Genomic DNA, 16360 nt, shown 5'->3' with positions numbered 1-16360 from the left:
GAGCGTTTGGGTCGGAGTACATATCCGTTGTTTAGGTGATGGCTGATATGGGTTCCGCCCTTACGGCGGCTCACTTTGGAAAAGCCCCAAAGTAAGCAAAGGGCTCTTGCCCCACCACTCGGTGCCTCGCCTAGGCTCGGCATGCCCTCACTCCGGCTTGAATCCGTGGGCCACCGTCATGGGCCATCCTTGGCCCAGGACGGCTAACCCGGCGTCCTGCCGGGTTACCCACGGATTCAAGCCTGCGTTCGGCCAGCGTGGTTTAACGGGGCGCCTAAGATCAAGATCAAAAGCCAAATCAAAAGCCAGAGCCAGAGCCAGAGCCAGAGCCAGAGCCAGAGCTTCGGGGTTGGTCAGGTTTAATCGTTGTGTAGATACCTCTGCTGCGACAGCGGTGGGTCAGCCAGCATTTGCAGTGACTGACACGCCGCCACTCCCGCAATTGCCTAGGTCTCAGCCAACGCGGCGCGCTCGCGCACGAACCCTTGCAACTGATCGCCCGGCAGTGCCTTGCTGAAATACCAGCCCTGGATAATCAACTCGGCGCCGGTGTTCAGGAAGGCCAGTTGCTCGGCGGTCTCCACCCCCTCCACCACCACCCCCAGGTTAAGCGCCTCGCAAAAGCGCAGCATGCCAGTCAGCACCTGGGCGCCCTTGGGGTCGTGTTGGGCGACCACAAAGCTACGGTCGATCTTGATGAAATCCACTGGGAACTGGTGCAGGTAACTCAACGCCGAAAAGCCAGTGCCAAAGTCGTCGATATAGACCTTGGCGCCAATGGCTTGAAGCTTCTGGATGGTCTGACGCGTGGCCTGGATGTCGCTGACCAGCGCGTCTTCGGTGATTTCCACCGACACCTGCCCATGGGCCTGCGCGAGTATCTCGACGAGGCGCTCGCCAAAGGCAGCATCGGTCAGGGTGGCACTGGAGATATTGATGGTCATGGGCAGCGAAAAACCCAGTTTCTGCCATTTCTGGTATTGGCGCACCGCCTGGGAGGCCACCCATACATCCACGTCCGGCATCAAGCGCGCCTGGGACAACCACTGCAAGAACTCCCACGGTGAATGCACCGTTCCCTGGGCATCCCGGGCGCGCATCAGCGCTTCGCAACCGGTACACAAACCGGTGCGAGTCGAGACTTGTGGCTGGAATTCGAGGTAAAACTCGTAGTCGCTGATCTGCTGGATACGGCTCAGTTCGCTGGCCTGGCGCGCCAGGGTCTTGTGGGACGCCAGCACCGGGTCCAACTCCCGCAGCCGGCCCTTTTCTTCCAGGCCACGAAAGGTCATGTCCAGGGACTTGAGGTACACCGTGCCACCTTCGGCGGTCTGGCGATGGATCGCACGCACATACGGCGCATACACCAACGTACCAAGGCCCAACAGCAGCAGTTGCAGCGCCACCGCCGCCATATCGCCATGGGTGCTCAGGTAGGCATTGAGCAGCACGGGCGCGGTGAATGGCACGCTGGCCACCGCTGGCGATACCCAGCCCAGCAGCACCACCGTCAACGCCAGCATCGTATTGATCGCCGGCACCAGCAAAAACGGGATAAACAACCGCGGGTTCAGAATGATCGGCAGACCGAACAGCAACACCTCGCTGACGTTGAACAAAGACAGCGGCAGGCTTGCCATCGCCAGCAGACGCATCGATTGGCTCTTGGAAAACAGCAAGATCGCTACCAACAGGCACAACGCACTGCCCGAGCCGCCAATAAACGCGAAGCTGCCGAGCAAGCCGCTGTTCAACACGTATTTGATCGGCTCGCCGGCCGCCAGAGCCGCGCTGTTCAACACCACCGCCTGGTCAAGTACATCAAACAGTGGCTGCATGGCGTACACGCCATGGATGCCAAAAAACCACAGCAGCGAGTTCATCAGGGTCACGAACAGGCCGCTGCCATAGGGCGATTCCAACGCATCGAGCACCTGAGGCCCTTGCAGTTGCGCCACATAGGGCACCTGCAATAGCAAGGACAGCACCACCACCAGCGCCAGGGCGGTAATCGCCCCCGGCAATACCATATTGATGGCGCCCCTGAGGTTGTGCCCCACCAGCTCCTCATTGACCAGCCGGGTCCAGCGATAGCGGTGCAGCCAGGCCATGGCCGGGACATTCAGCAGCGGTGAGGCAATGGCGATGAACAGCACAAAGGTGGCTGAGGCCCGGGGATATTCGCGCAGGACAAACGTCGCCACCACCACATGAGCCAGGCACAAAAACGCCACCGGTAACTGCGGTAGGCGATGCTGGATCGCCAGCATGTAGCCGATGGAGGCCGCCACCAGCAGCGGGATCACGGAGCTGATTTGGTTGTGCAACCCTGAGAGAAAGGCCACTACCTGCGGGTCGAACCCCAGTACCCGGGCACATTCGGACAAAATCAGAAAGCCTGCCGACACCAACAGGCACGGCAGGATCCACAGCAGTCCTTCGCGGATCGCACGCAATGATTCGGTACTGGCCAAGGCGGCCAGACGTTGGGTAAAGAAAAGCTTGAACAGCGTTTGCGCCATGACCCATCCCTCTGCCAACGCCTGCGCCCCTGGAAGACAGGGCCGTAAACACGGGGCTAACGCTACACGCCCTGGCACTGTGCGCGAAAGCCTTTTGCCATCTATCCAGGTGTTTTTTGCGTAATGAATGTCACGCACGGCCTGGTTTGCCCAATAATCGGATCTTCGGGGCTAGCCCTAATGCCAGTCAGTTAAGGGCAAACACCGTCAGTGTGGCGAGGGAGCTTGCTCCCGCTGGGCCGCGTAGCGGCCCCAAAGATGGGACTGCTGCGCAGTCCAGCGGGAGCAAGCTCCCTCGCCACAGGTTAGCTTTTACTCTTTCTAACCCTTAACTGACTGGCATTGGGGCTAGGCCCTCCCCTAATCTGCTTCAATCAGTACTATCTGTGTTTTTTACGCCCACGCTGCAATGAGCCTGGGTTTTGAGTGTTCAACCCACCTGATCAGGAGCACGCCATTGTCCCCACCCGGCGAAAACCACCAACGCGCACTCGATAGGTTCCTGGCAGAGCACCCGCAGGTGGCCATGGAGCTGGACAACCTGAACCCGCTGGCTGCCCAGGCCAAGGGCGAAACCCAGGCGCAGTACCGTGCCGAACGCCTGCATGAAGCCTTCGAAGCCGAGGCCGAACGCCAAGGCCTGTTTGCCTGGGAACTCACCCTCATGTTGACCACCGAAACGGTCGAAGCCTTTGAAGCCCAGCGGCTTGAGGTGCACAAGGAAGTCGCGCAGATGGCCGGCCTTAGTTGGGCGCAGTATTGCCAGTTGCATGACCTGGCAGGTTAAACGAACCAGTGGCGCCGTCGACTCACCAAGGCTTCACGCAACGCGTCGATGCCCACATTGCGGTGTTCGGGATCCAGAGCCAGGGCTGAACGCAGCGCCGGCCAACAGTGCCTGGGTAGCTGCCGTGGCCGGGCAAGGGGCCGACCCTCGCCGGGGCGTTTTCCCTGGGCCAGTTCATATAACACGCACGCGGCGCCATACAGGTCGGAGGGCGCCGACAGGCAACCACCGGCCAACAGTTCCGGTGCCGCGTAGGCCGGTGTCCAGGCATTCAAACGGCTGCGGCTCAAGCCTGGCAGCCCAGCTGCGTATTGGGCTTGGGCGTGGCCAAGGCCAAAATCAAACAGACGCACCCCCTGCTCTCCCAGCATGACATTGGCCGGTTTTACATCACCATGCAGCACCCCTTGCTGATGGCTATAGGCAAGCGCATCCAGCAGTTGCACGGCGATGGGTTGCAGCTCCGGCCACGGCAGGCCATCGGGGCACTCCACCAGCAATCGGTCCAGGGTCAGACCGTGCATCAACTCCATGGTGAAAAATGCCAACTGGTGGACAGTGTCCACTTCGAAGGAAAATACGCGCACCACATGTTCATGCCGCACGCTGCGGGTCAGCGCAAACTCGCTGTAAAGCAATACATGGGCGTCGGGAGATTCGGCAAATGCCTCGCCCAGGAGTTTCAGCGCCACACAGGAGTCGGGCTCGCCAAAGGCCTCATGCAATAGGTCGCGCGCACGGTAAACCACACCCATGCCTCCCACCCCCAATACCCGTTCAAGTTGGTAGCGCCCGGCCAGCAGGTTGGGCGTCCCCGTTGTCGAGCTCATGCTCATGGCTGTACCACCACGGCGGTGCAATCATCCTGCGCCGCCCCACGCAAGACAGCGCTAAACAACCGCTCCAGCACCTGCCGCGGCGCACCCACCGCCATGGCGCGCCCCAGCTCGCTATGGCTGAGGCCTTGGTACAAGCCGTCGCTGCACAGCAAAAAAACGTCGCCGGGATGGGTGCGCAACTCCAACACCTCAAGGTTCAACGGCTGGCGGGCACCAATGGCACGGGTCAAGGCACGGGCATCCGGATGGGCCTGGGCCTGCGCCAGGCTCAAGTGTTGCTGGTCCATCAATTGTTGCTGCAGGGAATGGTCCCGCGACAGTTGGTAAAGGCGCTGCCCTCGCCACAGGTAACAACGACTGTCCCCCGCCCACAGGCACGCAGCGCGACGGCCCTCAAGCAACAGCGCAACCACGGTGCTGCCAGTTATACCTGGCAGTCCATCGGTGTGACCCAGTTGGCTGTCGAGGGCCCGCATGCAGCGACGCACCTCTTCGATGCGCTGATCGAGGCTACCGTGGCACGATAATGAACCGAGGCTGCTGACCACCCGCTGACTGGCTACGTCGCCGGCCCGATGACCGCCCATGCCATCGGCCACAGCCCAACAACCAAGCTGCGGACAATCAAGGAACGCATCCTCGTTGCGTGAGCGTTTATTACCGCGTGTGGTGCGCCCCGCACTGCGCCATGCGGCCTGGATCACAGCTGCTCCGGCAGGCGAAAGGTGCGCCAAGCCGCCATCTGGAAGGGGCTGGGGTTGCGCTGGCTGGTCAACAGGTAGTTGGCGCGCAGCCCGCCCAAGTCGGCCTTGAGGATCTGGGCGCCCCTGCCACTGGCGGGTTCACTTTGCATCAGGTCCACCAAGCGAAACCACGTCCAGGCCCCGGTGCTTTTCTCGATACCCACCGGCCTTGCGGCACCGCGTTCCAGCACCAGGCTGCTGCGACCATTGCTGGCGTCACTGGGCCATTGGAAGGCCATGGGCACGATGGGGCCGTGACGGTACTCAAGCTGATGATCGCCGATCCGCAGGATCGCCCGGTTGACCGCCTGATCCAGGCTGTAGGGTGCCAGCGTGAAACGCACCGCCCACTCGCCCTGTTCCTCACTGAAAAAACCTTGGCGAATCACCAGGGCCTTGCCCATCTGGTCCAGCCACGCGCGTGAGAGCGGCAGGCTGCGCCCATCCAGGCCACGCAACCGATATCGGCCGCCCTCGATGCTGACAAAAGGTCGCAAGTACCCCTCGTTAAACCGCGACAGTATGCCCCGCCCCTTGAAAAACTCCTGGAAATCCGCCAGGGCAACCTCACTACTCGCATGGGCATTGAACGGGTACCGCCGCTGGATCGCCTTGGCGTAAAAGCTATGGACCTCGCTTTGGTAACGCTCGTTGACGTAGCCATAGGCCTCATCCAGCAACAGTCGCCAACTGTCGTCGGCAATGCCTTTGAACCAGCCCTTGAGTGGCAACGGCAGACGCGCAGACGCGTCACGCACATCACCCAGTAGAGGTTGCTGGCCCTCCATGCGCTGCTTCACAAACTTGAAGGCCGCCTGATCCGGCGCGCTCTCGCGATTCAACGCGGTTAATTGCAGGTGCAGCTCATCAAGCAGGCGCAAGGCCTGCGTCAACTCAGTACCGGGATTAAGGTGTTCATCCAGCAACTGGTGCAGGCGTTCGAAGCGACGCTGCAGCGCACGCCGGGCAGAATCGGGCGGCGCCGCCCCAGACAACTGATTGAGCAGCAACAGGCTCGACGCGGCCTCGCCCAACTCGCCCACCTGTTGACGGACCGCGTCAACGCGTTCGCTGGTCGATAGCAGGCGGGTGTTTTCACGAACCTGCTGCAACAGTTGCACCAACGCAGACTGGGCGGAAGTCAGGCTCCCCAGTTGATCGGTAACGTGGCTCAGGCTGTCGACATCCAGCAGGTGCACCTGGCCGAGGGCGTGACTCCAGGCATCGGCGTACTCACTGAAATAGCGCTGTTCCAGTTCCAGCATGAGCCGCTGCAAGTCCATGGCACTGAGGTCGGTACCCGCACCCAACACCCAGTTGTCCTGGGTAATCCCATTGACCAGTCGCGCCCCCTGGGTTTCAAAGTACTGCACATACCTTTTGGTGTAGAAGCCCGGAATGGGCGGTTCGACACCCGCCAATACCCGCCCTTCGGCCAAGCGCAGGGGCTCCAGGCCTGAAGCCTGCTCCCGCAGGGTACGGTAGACCACATTCGCCAAGGACTCACCGCGCAATTGCAGGCGCGCCTCGGCTACCAATTCATCGTTCAGCGATACCTGGAAAGGTTGTTCAAGCAGCCGCCCAAGGTGTTCATTCAGGCGCTTCTGCACCGAGATATCTCCCGGGTACTTTGTAGACCAATGGCCGGCTATATGCGTTGCCAGCCAGGCGCCGTCACGTCGCTCACGCAGGTTGAGCATCAGGTAGGCACGCAGGGTCTCCAACAACCGATCACGGTCGCCAAGGCTCACGCGCAGTTGCTCTTCCAACAGGCTTGCCACATGCGCTAACAGTTGCCGGCGCAAGGCGCCAGCATAAGCATCGACCAACAACGGGCGGCTGGCCTCCCCCTGGTACAAGCCAGCACGGTCCACCCATCGGGCGTCTGCCAGCGTTGGGAACACCCGGGTCGCCGCCAAGTGCCGGTCCAGCAGTTCCAGCAACACCTGGACCTCATCCGTGCCGCGCTGGGCGAGCGGTCGGGGCTTGGCCAATTCAGCCAGTTGCGCCAACCGCTGATGGTTGACTCCATAACTGTGCCCCCACAATGTCACCAGCGCACCGATGACTGCCAGCGCAGCCACCAGCGACAAGCGCTGACGACGCTGAATACGCTGGCGCTCTGGAGTATGCAGCCCGGCAAGATCGGCCTCGGCGAAGATCACCCGGTGAAACAGGCCGTGGGCAAAGTGCGCACGCTTGTCACTTACCCCCGTCCCCGTTAAATAGAACCCACGCAAACCGTTGATTCGCTGATAACGATGGGCCGAGAATGCGGTCCCGACAAACAGACACAACCGTTCACCCAGGTGCGCAGCCTGCCGGGGAAAGTCCAGCATCTGTCCGCGCCGGTCGACGCTGCGCTCCTGATGCAGACGCTGGATCAGCTCTGTGCCCAGGCGTTGCAGCAGCGTCTCGAACGCTTGGCGCACTTGGGTGATTTCGGTCCCCGCCTTGACCACCGCCAAGCATTCACCCAGCACCGCTTCGGCACTGTCGCCCTGGGAGCCATCGAAGAACTCGGCAAACCCCGCCAGCCGATCAGCCTGGGTCAGTACCAGGTAGACCGGCACGTCCACATGCAGAGTTTGCTGGATGTCCTGTAAGCGGTTATGAACGTGACGCGCATGCAGATCCAGGTCATGTTCGTTGCAGCTCACCAGTGTATCCACCGATAACGTCACGACCACGCCGTTCAACGGACGGGCTCGACGGCGCGACTTGAGCAAGCCCAGCAATGTCGACCAACCCGCCGCGTCCACCGCCGTGTCAGGCTGTTCCAGATAGCGCCCGGCCGTTTCCACCACCACTGCCTCGTCTGCGAAATACCAGTCGCAGTAGCCCGTGGCGCCAGCCGCCAAGGCGTCGCTTCGGTCCAGTGCAAACGGCAAACCGCCGGCAGCTAGCAACTGGGTCTTGCCACTGCCCGGTTGGCCGATCACCAGGTACCAAGGCAATTCGTTGCGCCAGCGCTCGCCGCGCTCACCGTAGCGGCGGGTCGTTTTCAGCGCCTGCAGTGCTTCCTTGAAGCGCCCTCGCAACTGCCTGCGCTCATCCTCAACCAACCCCAGGCGTTGCTGGCGCGTCTGGTGCTCCGGTTGGCTGAGGCGCGTGGCTCTGCGCCCACTCACCATCACCATCGCCAGCCCCCATAGCAGAAACAGACCGCTGATGGTCAACAAGCGCGCCGTCGAACCCTGCCAGAACCGATGGTCATCCACCGCCAGCAATGGGCCGAAAAACCACACGAACAATGCGCTGGCCAACACCAGTAAAAGGCTCCAAAACCAAACTTTGCGCAGCAGCGCGCCCGCGCTCTTGAAGAATGCATTCATTCATTGCTCCCAGCATTACAAGGACGGCCGACTCTGATCCGGCGCCATGGATTGAAAAGGTTGCAGCGCAGTTTCTCGCTCGTTACCCAACACCCAGGCAAACCCCGAATAAACCGTCAACAGACAGGCCAACCCAAGAAGGCTGATCCAGGCAGTGGAAACCACCCGTAACCGTGGCTGGCTGAGCGGCTCGCTGCCGGGTGGCGCGGCCTTCGATGGGCGATCCCCTCGCACATGCCTGATCTGGCGATACAAGGCATCGCGCACTGTCTCAAGCTGCGCCGCCCCGCGCGCCATGACCCGGTATTTACCTTCGAACCCCACCGACAGGCACAGGTACAACAACTCCAGCATCGCCACGTGCTTCAAGGGCTCGCGGGACAAGCGCTCCAGTAACTGGAAGAACTTTTCACCACCAAACGTTTCATTGTGAAAGCGACTCAACAGGCTTGTCTTTGACCATTCGCTGCGACTCCCCCATGTTGTCGTGGTCACGGCTTCATCAATGACACTGCACAACACGTAGCGCGCCGACATGACCTGGCTGTTGTCTGCCCCAAGGTGCAGGGCATGGGTTTCAAACGAGGTCACCGCCAACAACAAGCGGTCATTGAGGGCCTGTAGGGTTTCACGGCCGGCACACGTCTTGAGCTGGACCACCTGTACCAACAGCTCCCAGGCAGCGTCCACCAGAATGTTGGGGCCGATAGCGAAGCTCATCGCGCCCTGCAAGCGCGCGGTGTAGATCATCCGGTCTTCCAGTTGCTCAAAGCGTGGCGCCGATGGGAAGTCCGTCACTGCCCCCTGGGCCGGGTGATGCCCCTCATGGTCGAGCAGTACGGTTTTTTCGTCCTGTGGGTATTCGCTGTCGATGGTCATGGCGTTCAGTTCCTGATGGCCCAGAAGTTGAGCTCCAGCTCGGCAAATTCACCACTGGCATGGAAAGCGAAACCGCCCGACTGCTCCAGCTGAGTGATGTCACGGGCACTGAGTTCGAGCATGAAGTAGGTCTTGCCGGCATGGAACGGGATCTGCCGCGGCGCTACCGCAAGTGGCTTGATCTTGATGCCTGCCAGCTGCAAGTTGACCAGTTCGCGAATGCGCTCTACCGGGCCGATCTTGAGGTGCGCCGGCAGACGATGGCGCAGCTCCTCCGAGTCGCACTGGGCGGTGGCGGCCAGAATGAACGTTGCGCTGCCGAGCAACTTGAGATCGCTGACCGGACAGACCAACACCCCATACTGGCGCGGCTGCAAGGCCAGCTCGATGGCGTGCTGCTCAAGCACTCTCGACAACATCGTACGTAACCCGTCCATCAGCCCGCGAAAGCTGGTGCCCTGGTCATGGTGCTGGTAATGCACATCCAACTGCGCGCGTTTGCTATCGATGGCAAATGTGGACAATTCGCCGAAGATCGACAGTAACGCTCGGAACACCGCTTCAGGGCGAACATGGGGCTGACCCAGGTAGTGACGCAGGACCAACTCGGTACGATTGATCAGTTGCAGCATCAGAAAATCACCGACTTGCGCGCCTGCCGACGCGCTACCGCCCTCGATACGCGCAGCGATTGCATCACCCCTGGAAGCCAGTAGGCTGATCACCTCCTTGATGCACGACGACACATAGCCTGAACCCTGCAGGTAAATGAAGGTGGGGATATAGTCAGGATCCAGCCTGACGCCGCCCTCGCTTGTCGAGTCCAGGATTTGCGCGACCTGCAATTTCACGTATAGCGCGTCTTGGCTATGCTCCCCCAGCAACAGGCGCAAATCCGGGCGTGCGCAATTGATCTCGCAGCGCGAGTCAGTGCCCGCGTTGGAGTCGCCGACCTGCGTTTCATAGGCGACGTAGCGCGCCAATACCTCACCTTGCTCTTGCCTGCGGGTTTCGACCTGATGATCGGTGGCCAGCGGCAACGCCAGGTACACCGCTTGCCGGCCCGCGTTGGCTGGCACCTGCAACACCAACGGCTCCATCGCGCCGCTCAACTCGAACAACGTACCGTCGGGCAATACACCGCTGGCCTGGTTGACCACGACTTTGCCCAGGTTGAGGTACTGCAGATCGACATCCAGGCGTAGGAACCCCCAAGCGTCACTGCCCATCAGGCGGGTATGGTTGAGTTGCTGCTGGTAATGACGATCGTTTTGCTGCAAGTGCTGGGGGCGTAGCAACATACCTTCCTGCCACATGACTTTAAGGGCGTGCATCGGCGTCCTCCATCGCGAGGGCGTGGGAACCCTCATGCCGAATACCACTGTGGTCCAGCACCAGTTCGGCCCGTGCCAATTGCCGATGGGCCACAGGCAACACCGTTCGCCATTGCACATGGGGCAAGTCGCGATAGGCCGCGAGCACGCCGACATAGCGGCTGTGCGATCCGACACTGAGCTTTAGCACGACCTGTTCACCCGGACGCAGTTCCAGCTCTTCGCCAGCGACCCAGTCCTTGGGCAGCGTTTGCTCAGCCCGGCCGTACAGGCTGAAGAAGTCAGCATTTTCAAAAGCCACGGGGTGCCTCAACTCAAGCAACTGCACCACCACTGGGGACGGGCGACCGTTCTGGTCGGGGTTGACCTCGTCGCTGGCGGTCAACGTCAGGTCGAGCTTGGTCAGCGTCGAGAAAGGTGAAACGCTGCTGCAACCGGCCAACAGACCCAGTGATAGCAACATTGATACAACGGTGATTCGATACATGAAGATCATCCTTGGTAGGCCGCATGCAAGGTGTTAACGAGTCGTAGCTGCTGCGCGTAGGCATCAGAAAAGTCATGGCGAAATAGCTGCCTGGCCAAGCTGTCCTCATCAACCTGGCGTTGGTAATGACGCTGATAGGCCCGCCAATGGGCGCCGTCGGTGCAGAACCTGGGCGGCTTGCCCTCGCGCTCAAAACACAGCAGCAGATGGCCGGGCGCGAACGCTGCCAGCGCGCTGCGCACCGCAACCCGGCAGGCGGCGACCAGGGCCAGTTGATGGACCTGTATTTCCCGGCAGGCGTCGGCCACCGCCAGTTCGGCAGACAACCGCCCTGGTTCGCTGGCGCCCAATAGCGCCACCATCGTCGCTTGGATATCAGCGCCTTCTGCAAAGGGTGTTTGGTGCCTGGGCGTTGGGCGGGTCCACGCAAGGTTCAACTCATTGTTCAGCTCGTCGCGGATGCGAAGGCTCTGTTGCAAGCCTTCAGTGGTTTGCCTGAAAAGCCCCGCGACCTTGATCGCCAAGGTTTCGCGGGCCTGGCTGTCGAGGGCATCCACGGACATGCCCAACGCCGCACCGAACTGCTGCCAGAAACCGTTGGGGGTTACCGGTGCAGCCGTGACGGGCAGCGCCGTCGTCGGCTCAGCCCATCGCGGCAAGACCAGGTGATCACCTTCGACAGCCCCGTGACCTATCGGCGGGTCAGGTGTGGGCGATGCAGTATCCAGGGCATCCAGTTCTACGGATGACTCGCTTCGTCGCTGTGCAAGACCCACCGTATCCAGGGAGGCCAGCCCCAGAAAGACATCTTCGGGAATCATCGCGTCATGGCCAAACGCATACCGGACATTCCCCTTGAGCCGGGCACGAACCTCCACCGACCCCAGTTGATAAACGTCGCCCTCGCTGATTGGCCGCGCCTGCCCCCTGCGCAAGCGCTCAGGGCTGCCCGCCACACCGATCCCATTGCTGCTGATATCAGTCAAGAAGTATTGGCCATCGCGGTAACTGACCAAGCCATGGTGGCTGGACACCAAACGAAGGGGATCGACAATGATCCAGTCACAGGTCGCACTTCGACCAATGACACCTCCAGCTCCGTCAAACACCTTATGGGCCGGCGGCTCACCGCTGCCGTCAGTACAGATCTCAAACACTAATTGCATGGCAAGACCCTCCTGTTCAGTGGCCGCGACGTGCGGCCTGGGGATCACCCAGCGGACGGTAGTCGGCGTCATCAAAGACGTAATTGGCGTTACAACCACTCAGCAAACACAACACGAGCACTACGGCTTGCCAGGGACGAGAAAACATCAGGTATCTCCCAAAAAAGTAAGGTATCCACAGGTGGGTCAATCAACACGCCCCTCGGCAGTCGCCGTCGGGATCTTCAAGCGCGCAAGGCGGTAGAGCAGCGTGCGACGTGCAACGCCCAGTTCGCGTGCGGTACGGGTTCGATTACCGCGGTTCTTGTGCAGGCAGTCGATCAGGAACGCCCGCTCGACCCGCTCCATGCGCTGGCGCAGCGTTGTCTCAACGCTTGCCGTGGAGGGTGTCGATGGCAAGGACAGGTGCGCGGGCAGAATCACCCCGTCGTCGCAGAGCAGCACCGCACGCTCCACCAGGCACTTAAGTTCGCGGACATTGCCAGGAAACCCATGGCTGGAGAGCTGATCAAGAGCATCGTTGGACCATTCCACGGGCGCACGGCCAAGCGCAGCGCAGGCCGCGTGTGCGAAGTTGCGCGCCAACGGCCACACGTCGCCTTCGCGCTCGCGCAATGCGGGCAATTCAATGGGGAACTGCGCCAAGCGGTAAAAAAGATCTTCGCGAAAGGTACCTTGGGCGACCATGGCGTCCAGGTCGCGGTGGGTCGCGGCGATGATGCGCACGTCGACCTTATGGGCCGTGCTCGCTCCCAACGGGCGCACCTCACCTTCCTGCAGTACGCGCAGGAGTTTGGCCTGGAGCGCCAGCGGCATATCGCCGATTTCATCCAGCAGCAAGGTGCCGCCGTGTGCCGCATCGAACAACCCGGTGTGATGACGTTCGGCGCCGGTGAACGCACCTTTGCGGTAGCCGAACAGTTCGCTTTCAAGCAGCCCTTCCGGAAAGGCCGCGCAGTTTTGCACCACGAACGCCTCGTCACGGCGTGGCCCGGCAGAATGGATGGCACGCGCCACCACTTCCTTGCCGGTGCCGGTTTCGCCACGCAGCAGCACGGTATAGGTCGTATTCAGCACCTTACCGATCAGCCGGCAGGTTTGCTCCATCGCCGTGCTGTTGCCGATCAACCCAAACGCTGCTGGGCTCACAGGCTCGTTGGGGCTCGGCGCAAGGCCTGGACGCATACGCCGCCATAGCGAGAGTTGATGCAAGGCGAAGCTACCTAGTTGCCTCAATGAAGGAAGGTAATCCTCCAAGGGTTTGGAGCGCTGGCTGGCGCAGAGCAACAGACCGGCGACGGTCTTGTGCCGGTCAAGCAGTGGCACGCACGACAACGCACGCCAAGGTGCCTGCGCCGCGGGCAAGAATTCGCTCTCGTAGACGCTGCCCGCTAGATCATCCAGGCTCAAGGCGCAGTTTTGCGCAAGCACATAGTGCAGCAACTGTTCGTGTTGAAAGTCGCCTCCCGAAAGCGGCGCCCCAGTTAGATGTTGAGCGATCAAGTCAAGTCGGCCGGTCGTCTCGTCGCGCCAATACAACTGGCCAAGTTCGCACTGACTCAGTTCCGCCGCCGCCGTTGCGCACAGGCCCGCCAAGGTAGCCTCGTCAGCTTCGATGCCCAGGCGAGCGAACCAGCCTACCAAGGTGTCGGCGTAAACCAGCGGGTTGGGTAAATGGGTAAACCGATGATCAGTCATTGGCTGTACTCGCAGACCGGCTGCCCATCGGTATCAAGACTGGCATGTACTCGCGCCAGGCGCTCTCCGACCGCCATGGCTGCCAGCCGACGGTCGACCACCTGGGGCAACAGGCACGTGTCGATCCATTGATCGATGTAGCGTGCGCCACTGTCGCCATGGGCACAGCGCTCGGCCATTTGCGTGACCAGCGCCGGCGCATAGCTAAAGGCCAATTTACGCAGTAGCAGGCGCTGGCCAAGACGCTCAAGTTTCAGCCTGACCAGGTCATGCATCACGGGCCCTGTGACCGGGTAATAAGGCACCACGCGCATTCGCGCCAACAACGCCGGTTTGAAGTGGTCGCGCAGCAAAGGGCGAATCGCCTCCTCCAACACGTGGGTATCCGGGCGCTGGTCGCCAAGGCATAAGTCGGTGATGCATTGGCTGCCCAGGTTGGAAGTCATCAGGATCAGTGTGTTGCGAAAATCGATTTCACGACCTTCGCCATCATTGGCCAGGCCCTTGTCGAATATCTGGTAAAACAGGTTCAACACCTCCGGGTCGGCCTTCTCGACCTCATCTAGCAACACCACCGAATACGGACGCCGACGCACGGCCTCCGTGAGCGCCCCGCCCTCGCCATAGCCGACATACCCCGGTGGTGCGCCAATCAGCCGGGACAGCGAATGTTTTTCCTGGAACTCCGACATGTTGAGAGTGATGACGAAACGCTCGCCGCCATACAGAAGGTCGCCCAGGGCCAACGCGGTTTCGGTCTTGCCCACACCACTTGGCCCCACCAGCAGGAACACCCCTACCGGCGCTTCGGCCTTGTTGAGCCCGGCAGCAACGATTCGCTGGTTGCGGTCCAGCGCCTGCACGGCCGGTTCCTGGCCAAGGATGCGCAAGCGCAATGCGTCCGCAAAACCGACCACCCATTCACTGTGTTCGTGGGCCAGTTGTTCAACGGGGATACCGGTCCAGGCGCTGATCACCTGTGCAACCAAACGCGGGCACACCTCGAAGCTGGCCAGTGGCTGTTCGCTCTGTAGCGCGAGGAGTTTCTCCCGATGTTCCACCAGGCGCCGCTCCAGGGCATCGACGCCTTGCCCCGCAAGACGGGCTTCGTCTAATTGCCTGCGTACGCCAAGCACTTGGTCCGCCAGCGCTTGCTGTTCAAGCCAGGCGTCTTCCAGCTGCCGGCGCTCGCACTCGATAGCCTCCAAGCGCAGGTTCAGCCTCTGCATGACCTGCGCATCCACCGCCAGCCCGGCGTCCCTGTCACGGCTCAACGCCTGACGTTGTCGCACACCTTCGGCCTCTTCTGCATAGAGTGCCTGCAACGTCAGCGGCGCAGTCACGCGGCTGATCTGCACGCGCGCGCAAGCGGTGTCCAATACATCGACGGCCTTGTCAGGTAACTGTCTTCCTGCCAGGTAGCGCGCGCTCATACGCGCCGCCGCGACCACCGCATCGTCACGCACATACACACCATGGTTGGCTTCATACACCGGCACCAGGCCCCGTAAGATCGTCACCGCTTGCTCAACGCTGGGCTCTGCAACCCGCACCGGCTGGAAACGCCGCGCCAGTGCCGGGTCTTTCTCGAAATACTGCTTGTATTCCGACCAGGTCGTCGCCGCGATGGTCCGCAGCTCACCACGGGCCAGCGCCGGTTTGAGCAAGTTGGCCGCATCGGCCCCTCCTGCCTGTCCCCCTGCCCCCACCAGGGTGTGCGCCTCGTCGACAAACAGGATCACCGGCTTGGCCGAAGCGCCGACTTCATCGATCACACCCTTGAGCCGACGCTCGAACTCTCCCTTGATACTGGCGCCGGCTTGAAGCAAGCCCATGTCCAGGCTCAACAGCCGAACATCCTTAAGCGGTTCCGGCACCTGCGAACGAGCAATACACAAGGCAAGGCCTTCGACAACGGCTGTCTTGCCCACACCCGCGTCACCGACAAGAATCGGGTTGTTCTTGCGCCGCCGCACAAGGATGTCGACCAACTGGCGGATCTCGGCATCGCGACACAGCACCGGGTCGATCTGCCCTTCATAGGCTTGCCGTGTCAGGTCACGGGTAAAGCGCTCCAACAACGACTCGGCCGTGGGCGCATGAACATTTGCGCAGGCTTGGCTCAATACAAAGTCGCGTACACGGCGCGTATCCAGGCGGCTCAATAACACCTGGTAGCCACTGCCAGCCTGCTGCTGCTGCGGGTGGTTGAGCAAGGCCAGTAACAAAGCGCCGTGATCCACCTCGGTTTGGCGCAGTTCCAGGCGAGCGACCATCAATGCCTGTTGCAGCCATTGCACCAAGGCTTGGGCAAACACGGGGTTACGTGACGCGCTCGCTTCACTTTTGGGTTGCAGCACTGCCTGCAAATCACTGGCCTGAATACCGGCATCGGCCAACGCCCTTGCCAGGAGGCCATCGTGATGCTCCAACAGGGCCAGCAGCAGGTCTTCCACCAACACCTGCGTGCCGTTGCGCAGTACGCAACGCTCGGCCGAGCGTTCAAGGTCCCGGCGAGCCTGGGGAGTCAGGGTCTGTACCAGTTGTTGCAAGTCCACATTCATCATATT

The 16360-nt window shown here is 61.3% G+C and carries 12 protein-coding genes; 1 reads left to right on the top strand and 11 read right to left on the bottom strand.

All coding sequences use genetic code 11. The features are described 5' to 3' along the window. Positions 1-446 precede the first annotated feature (446 nt). A complete protein-coding gene (locus ACLD1Y_RS07270; RefSeq protein WP_429476755.1) occupies positions 447-2522 on the bottom strand; it encodes a PTS sugar transporter subunit IIC/EAL domain-containing protein in 2076 nt (691 codons plus the stop codon). Positions 2523-2979: 457 nt separating this feature from the next. Here ACLD1Y_RS07270 and ACLD1Y_RS07265 point away from each other — a divergent pair, with 457 nt between their 5' ends. Next, positions 2980-3309, top strand: coding sequence for a DUF6388 family protein (locus ACLD1Y_RS07265; RefSeq protein ID WP_429476753.1), 330 nt, complete (start codon positions 2980-2982; stop codon positions 3307-3309). On the opposite strand, the gene ACLD1Y_RS07260 is transcribed toward ACLD1Y_RS07265, so the two are convergent. The 10 genes from ACLD1Y_RS07260 to tssH are packed head-to-tail and all read right to left on the bottom strand — an operon-like array spanning position 3306 to position 16357. Then, entirely contained in the window at positions 3306-4139 is an 834-nt protein-coding gene (locus ACLD1Y_RS07260) for a serine/threonine-protein kinase (protein WP_429476751.1), read from the bottom strand. The two genes, ACLD1Y_RS07265 and ACLD1Y_RS07260, sit on opposite strands and share 4 nt — an antisense overlap. A gap of 2 nt (positions 4140-4141) precedes the next feature. Then, on the bottom strand, positions 4142-4849 hold the full coding sequence (locus ACLD1Y_RS07255) for a PP2C family protein-serine/threonine phosphatase (protein ID WP_429477073.1): 708 nt from the start codon (positions 4847-4849) through the stop codon (positions 4142-4144). Next, positions 4849-8226, bottom strand: a complete 3378-nt coding sequence (gene tssM / locus ACLD1Y_RS07250) for a type VI secretion system membrane subunit TssM (RefSeq protein ID WP_429476749.1) — start codon at positions 8224-8226, stop codon at positions 4849-4851. Before tssM ends, ACLD1Y_RS07255 begins: the two co-directional genes overlap by 1 nt. A 15-nt stretch (positions 8227-8241) precedes the next feature. After that, the gene (icmH, locus tag ACLD1Y_RS07245; RefSeq protein ID WP_429476747.1) at positions 8242-9105 is read right to left on the bottom strand and encodes a type IVB secretion system protein IcmH/DotU; all 864 of its coding nucleotides are present in this window, start codon (positions 9103-9105) and stop codon (positions 8242-8244) included. 5 nt (positions 9106-9110) lie between these two features. Further along, positions 9111-10439: a type VI secretion system baseplate subunit TssK gene (gene tssK, locus ACLD1Y_RS07240; RefSeq protein ID WP_429476745.1), complete on the bottom strand. Its 1329-nt coding sequence runs from the start codon at positions 10437-10439 to the stop codon at positions 9111-9113. Beyond that, on the bottom strand, positions 10426-10926 hold the full coding sequence (gene tssJ / locus ACLD1Y_RS07235; RefSeq protein ID WP_429476743.1) for a type VI secretion system lipoprotein TssJ: 501 nt from the start codon (positions 10924-10926) through the stop codon (positions 10426-10428). Before tssJ ends, tssK begins: the two co-directional genes overlap by 14 nt. A gap of 5 nt (positions 10927-10931) precedes the next feature. Beyond that, complete coding sequence (gene tagH, locus ACLD1Y_RS07230) at positions 10932-12092, bottom strand: type VI secretion system-associated FHA domain protein TagH (protein WP_429476741.1); 1161 nt, start codon at positions 12090-12092, stop codon at positions 10932-10934. 16 nt (positions 12093-12108) lie between these two features. Continuing rightward, entirely contained in the window at positions 12109-12240 is a 132-nt protein-coding gene (locus tag ACLD1Y_RS07225; protein ID WP_429476739.1) for a type VI secretion protein, read from the bottom strand. 38 nt (positions 12241-12278) lie between these two features. Further along, positions 12279-13790 (bottom strand): sigma-54 interaction domain-containing protein, encoded by a 1512-nt coding sequence (locus tag ACLD1Y_RS07220; protein WP_429476737.1) that lies wholly within the window; start codon positions 13788-13790, stop codon positions 12279-12281. Beyond that, positions 13787-16357 (bottom strand): type VI secretion system ATPase TssH, encoded by a 2571-nt coding sequence (tssH, locus tag ACLD1Y_RS07215; RefSeq protein ID WP_429477071.1) that lies wholly within the window; start codon positions 16355-16357, stop codon positions 13787-13789. The genes ACLD1Y_RS07220 and tssH overlap by 4 nt, the downstream gene beginning before the upstream one ends. Between the last annotated feature and the right edge of the window lie 3 nt (positions 16358-16360).

The organism is Pseudomonas sp. 18175 (genome assembly GCF_050432925.1).
Classification (GTDB): domain Bacteria; phylum Pseudomonadota; class Gammaproteobacteria; order Pseudomonadales; family Pseudomonadaceae; genus Aquipseudomonas.
The sequence above is the reverse complement of the archived record's forward strand: the minus strand, read 5'-3'. Positions and strand labels throughout refer to the sequence as shown.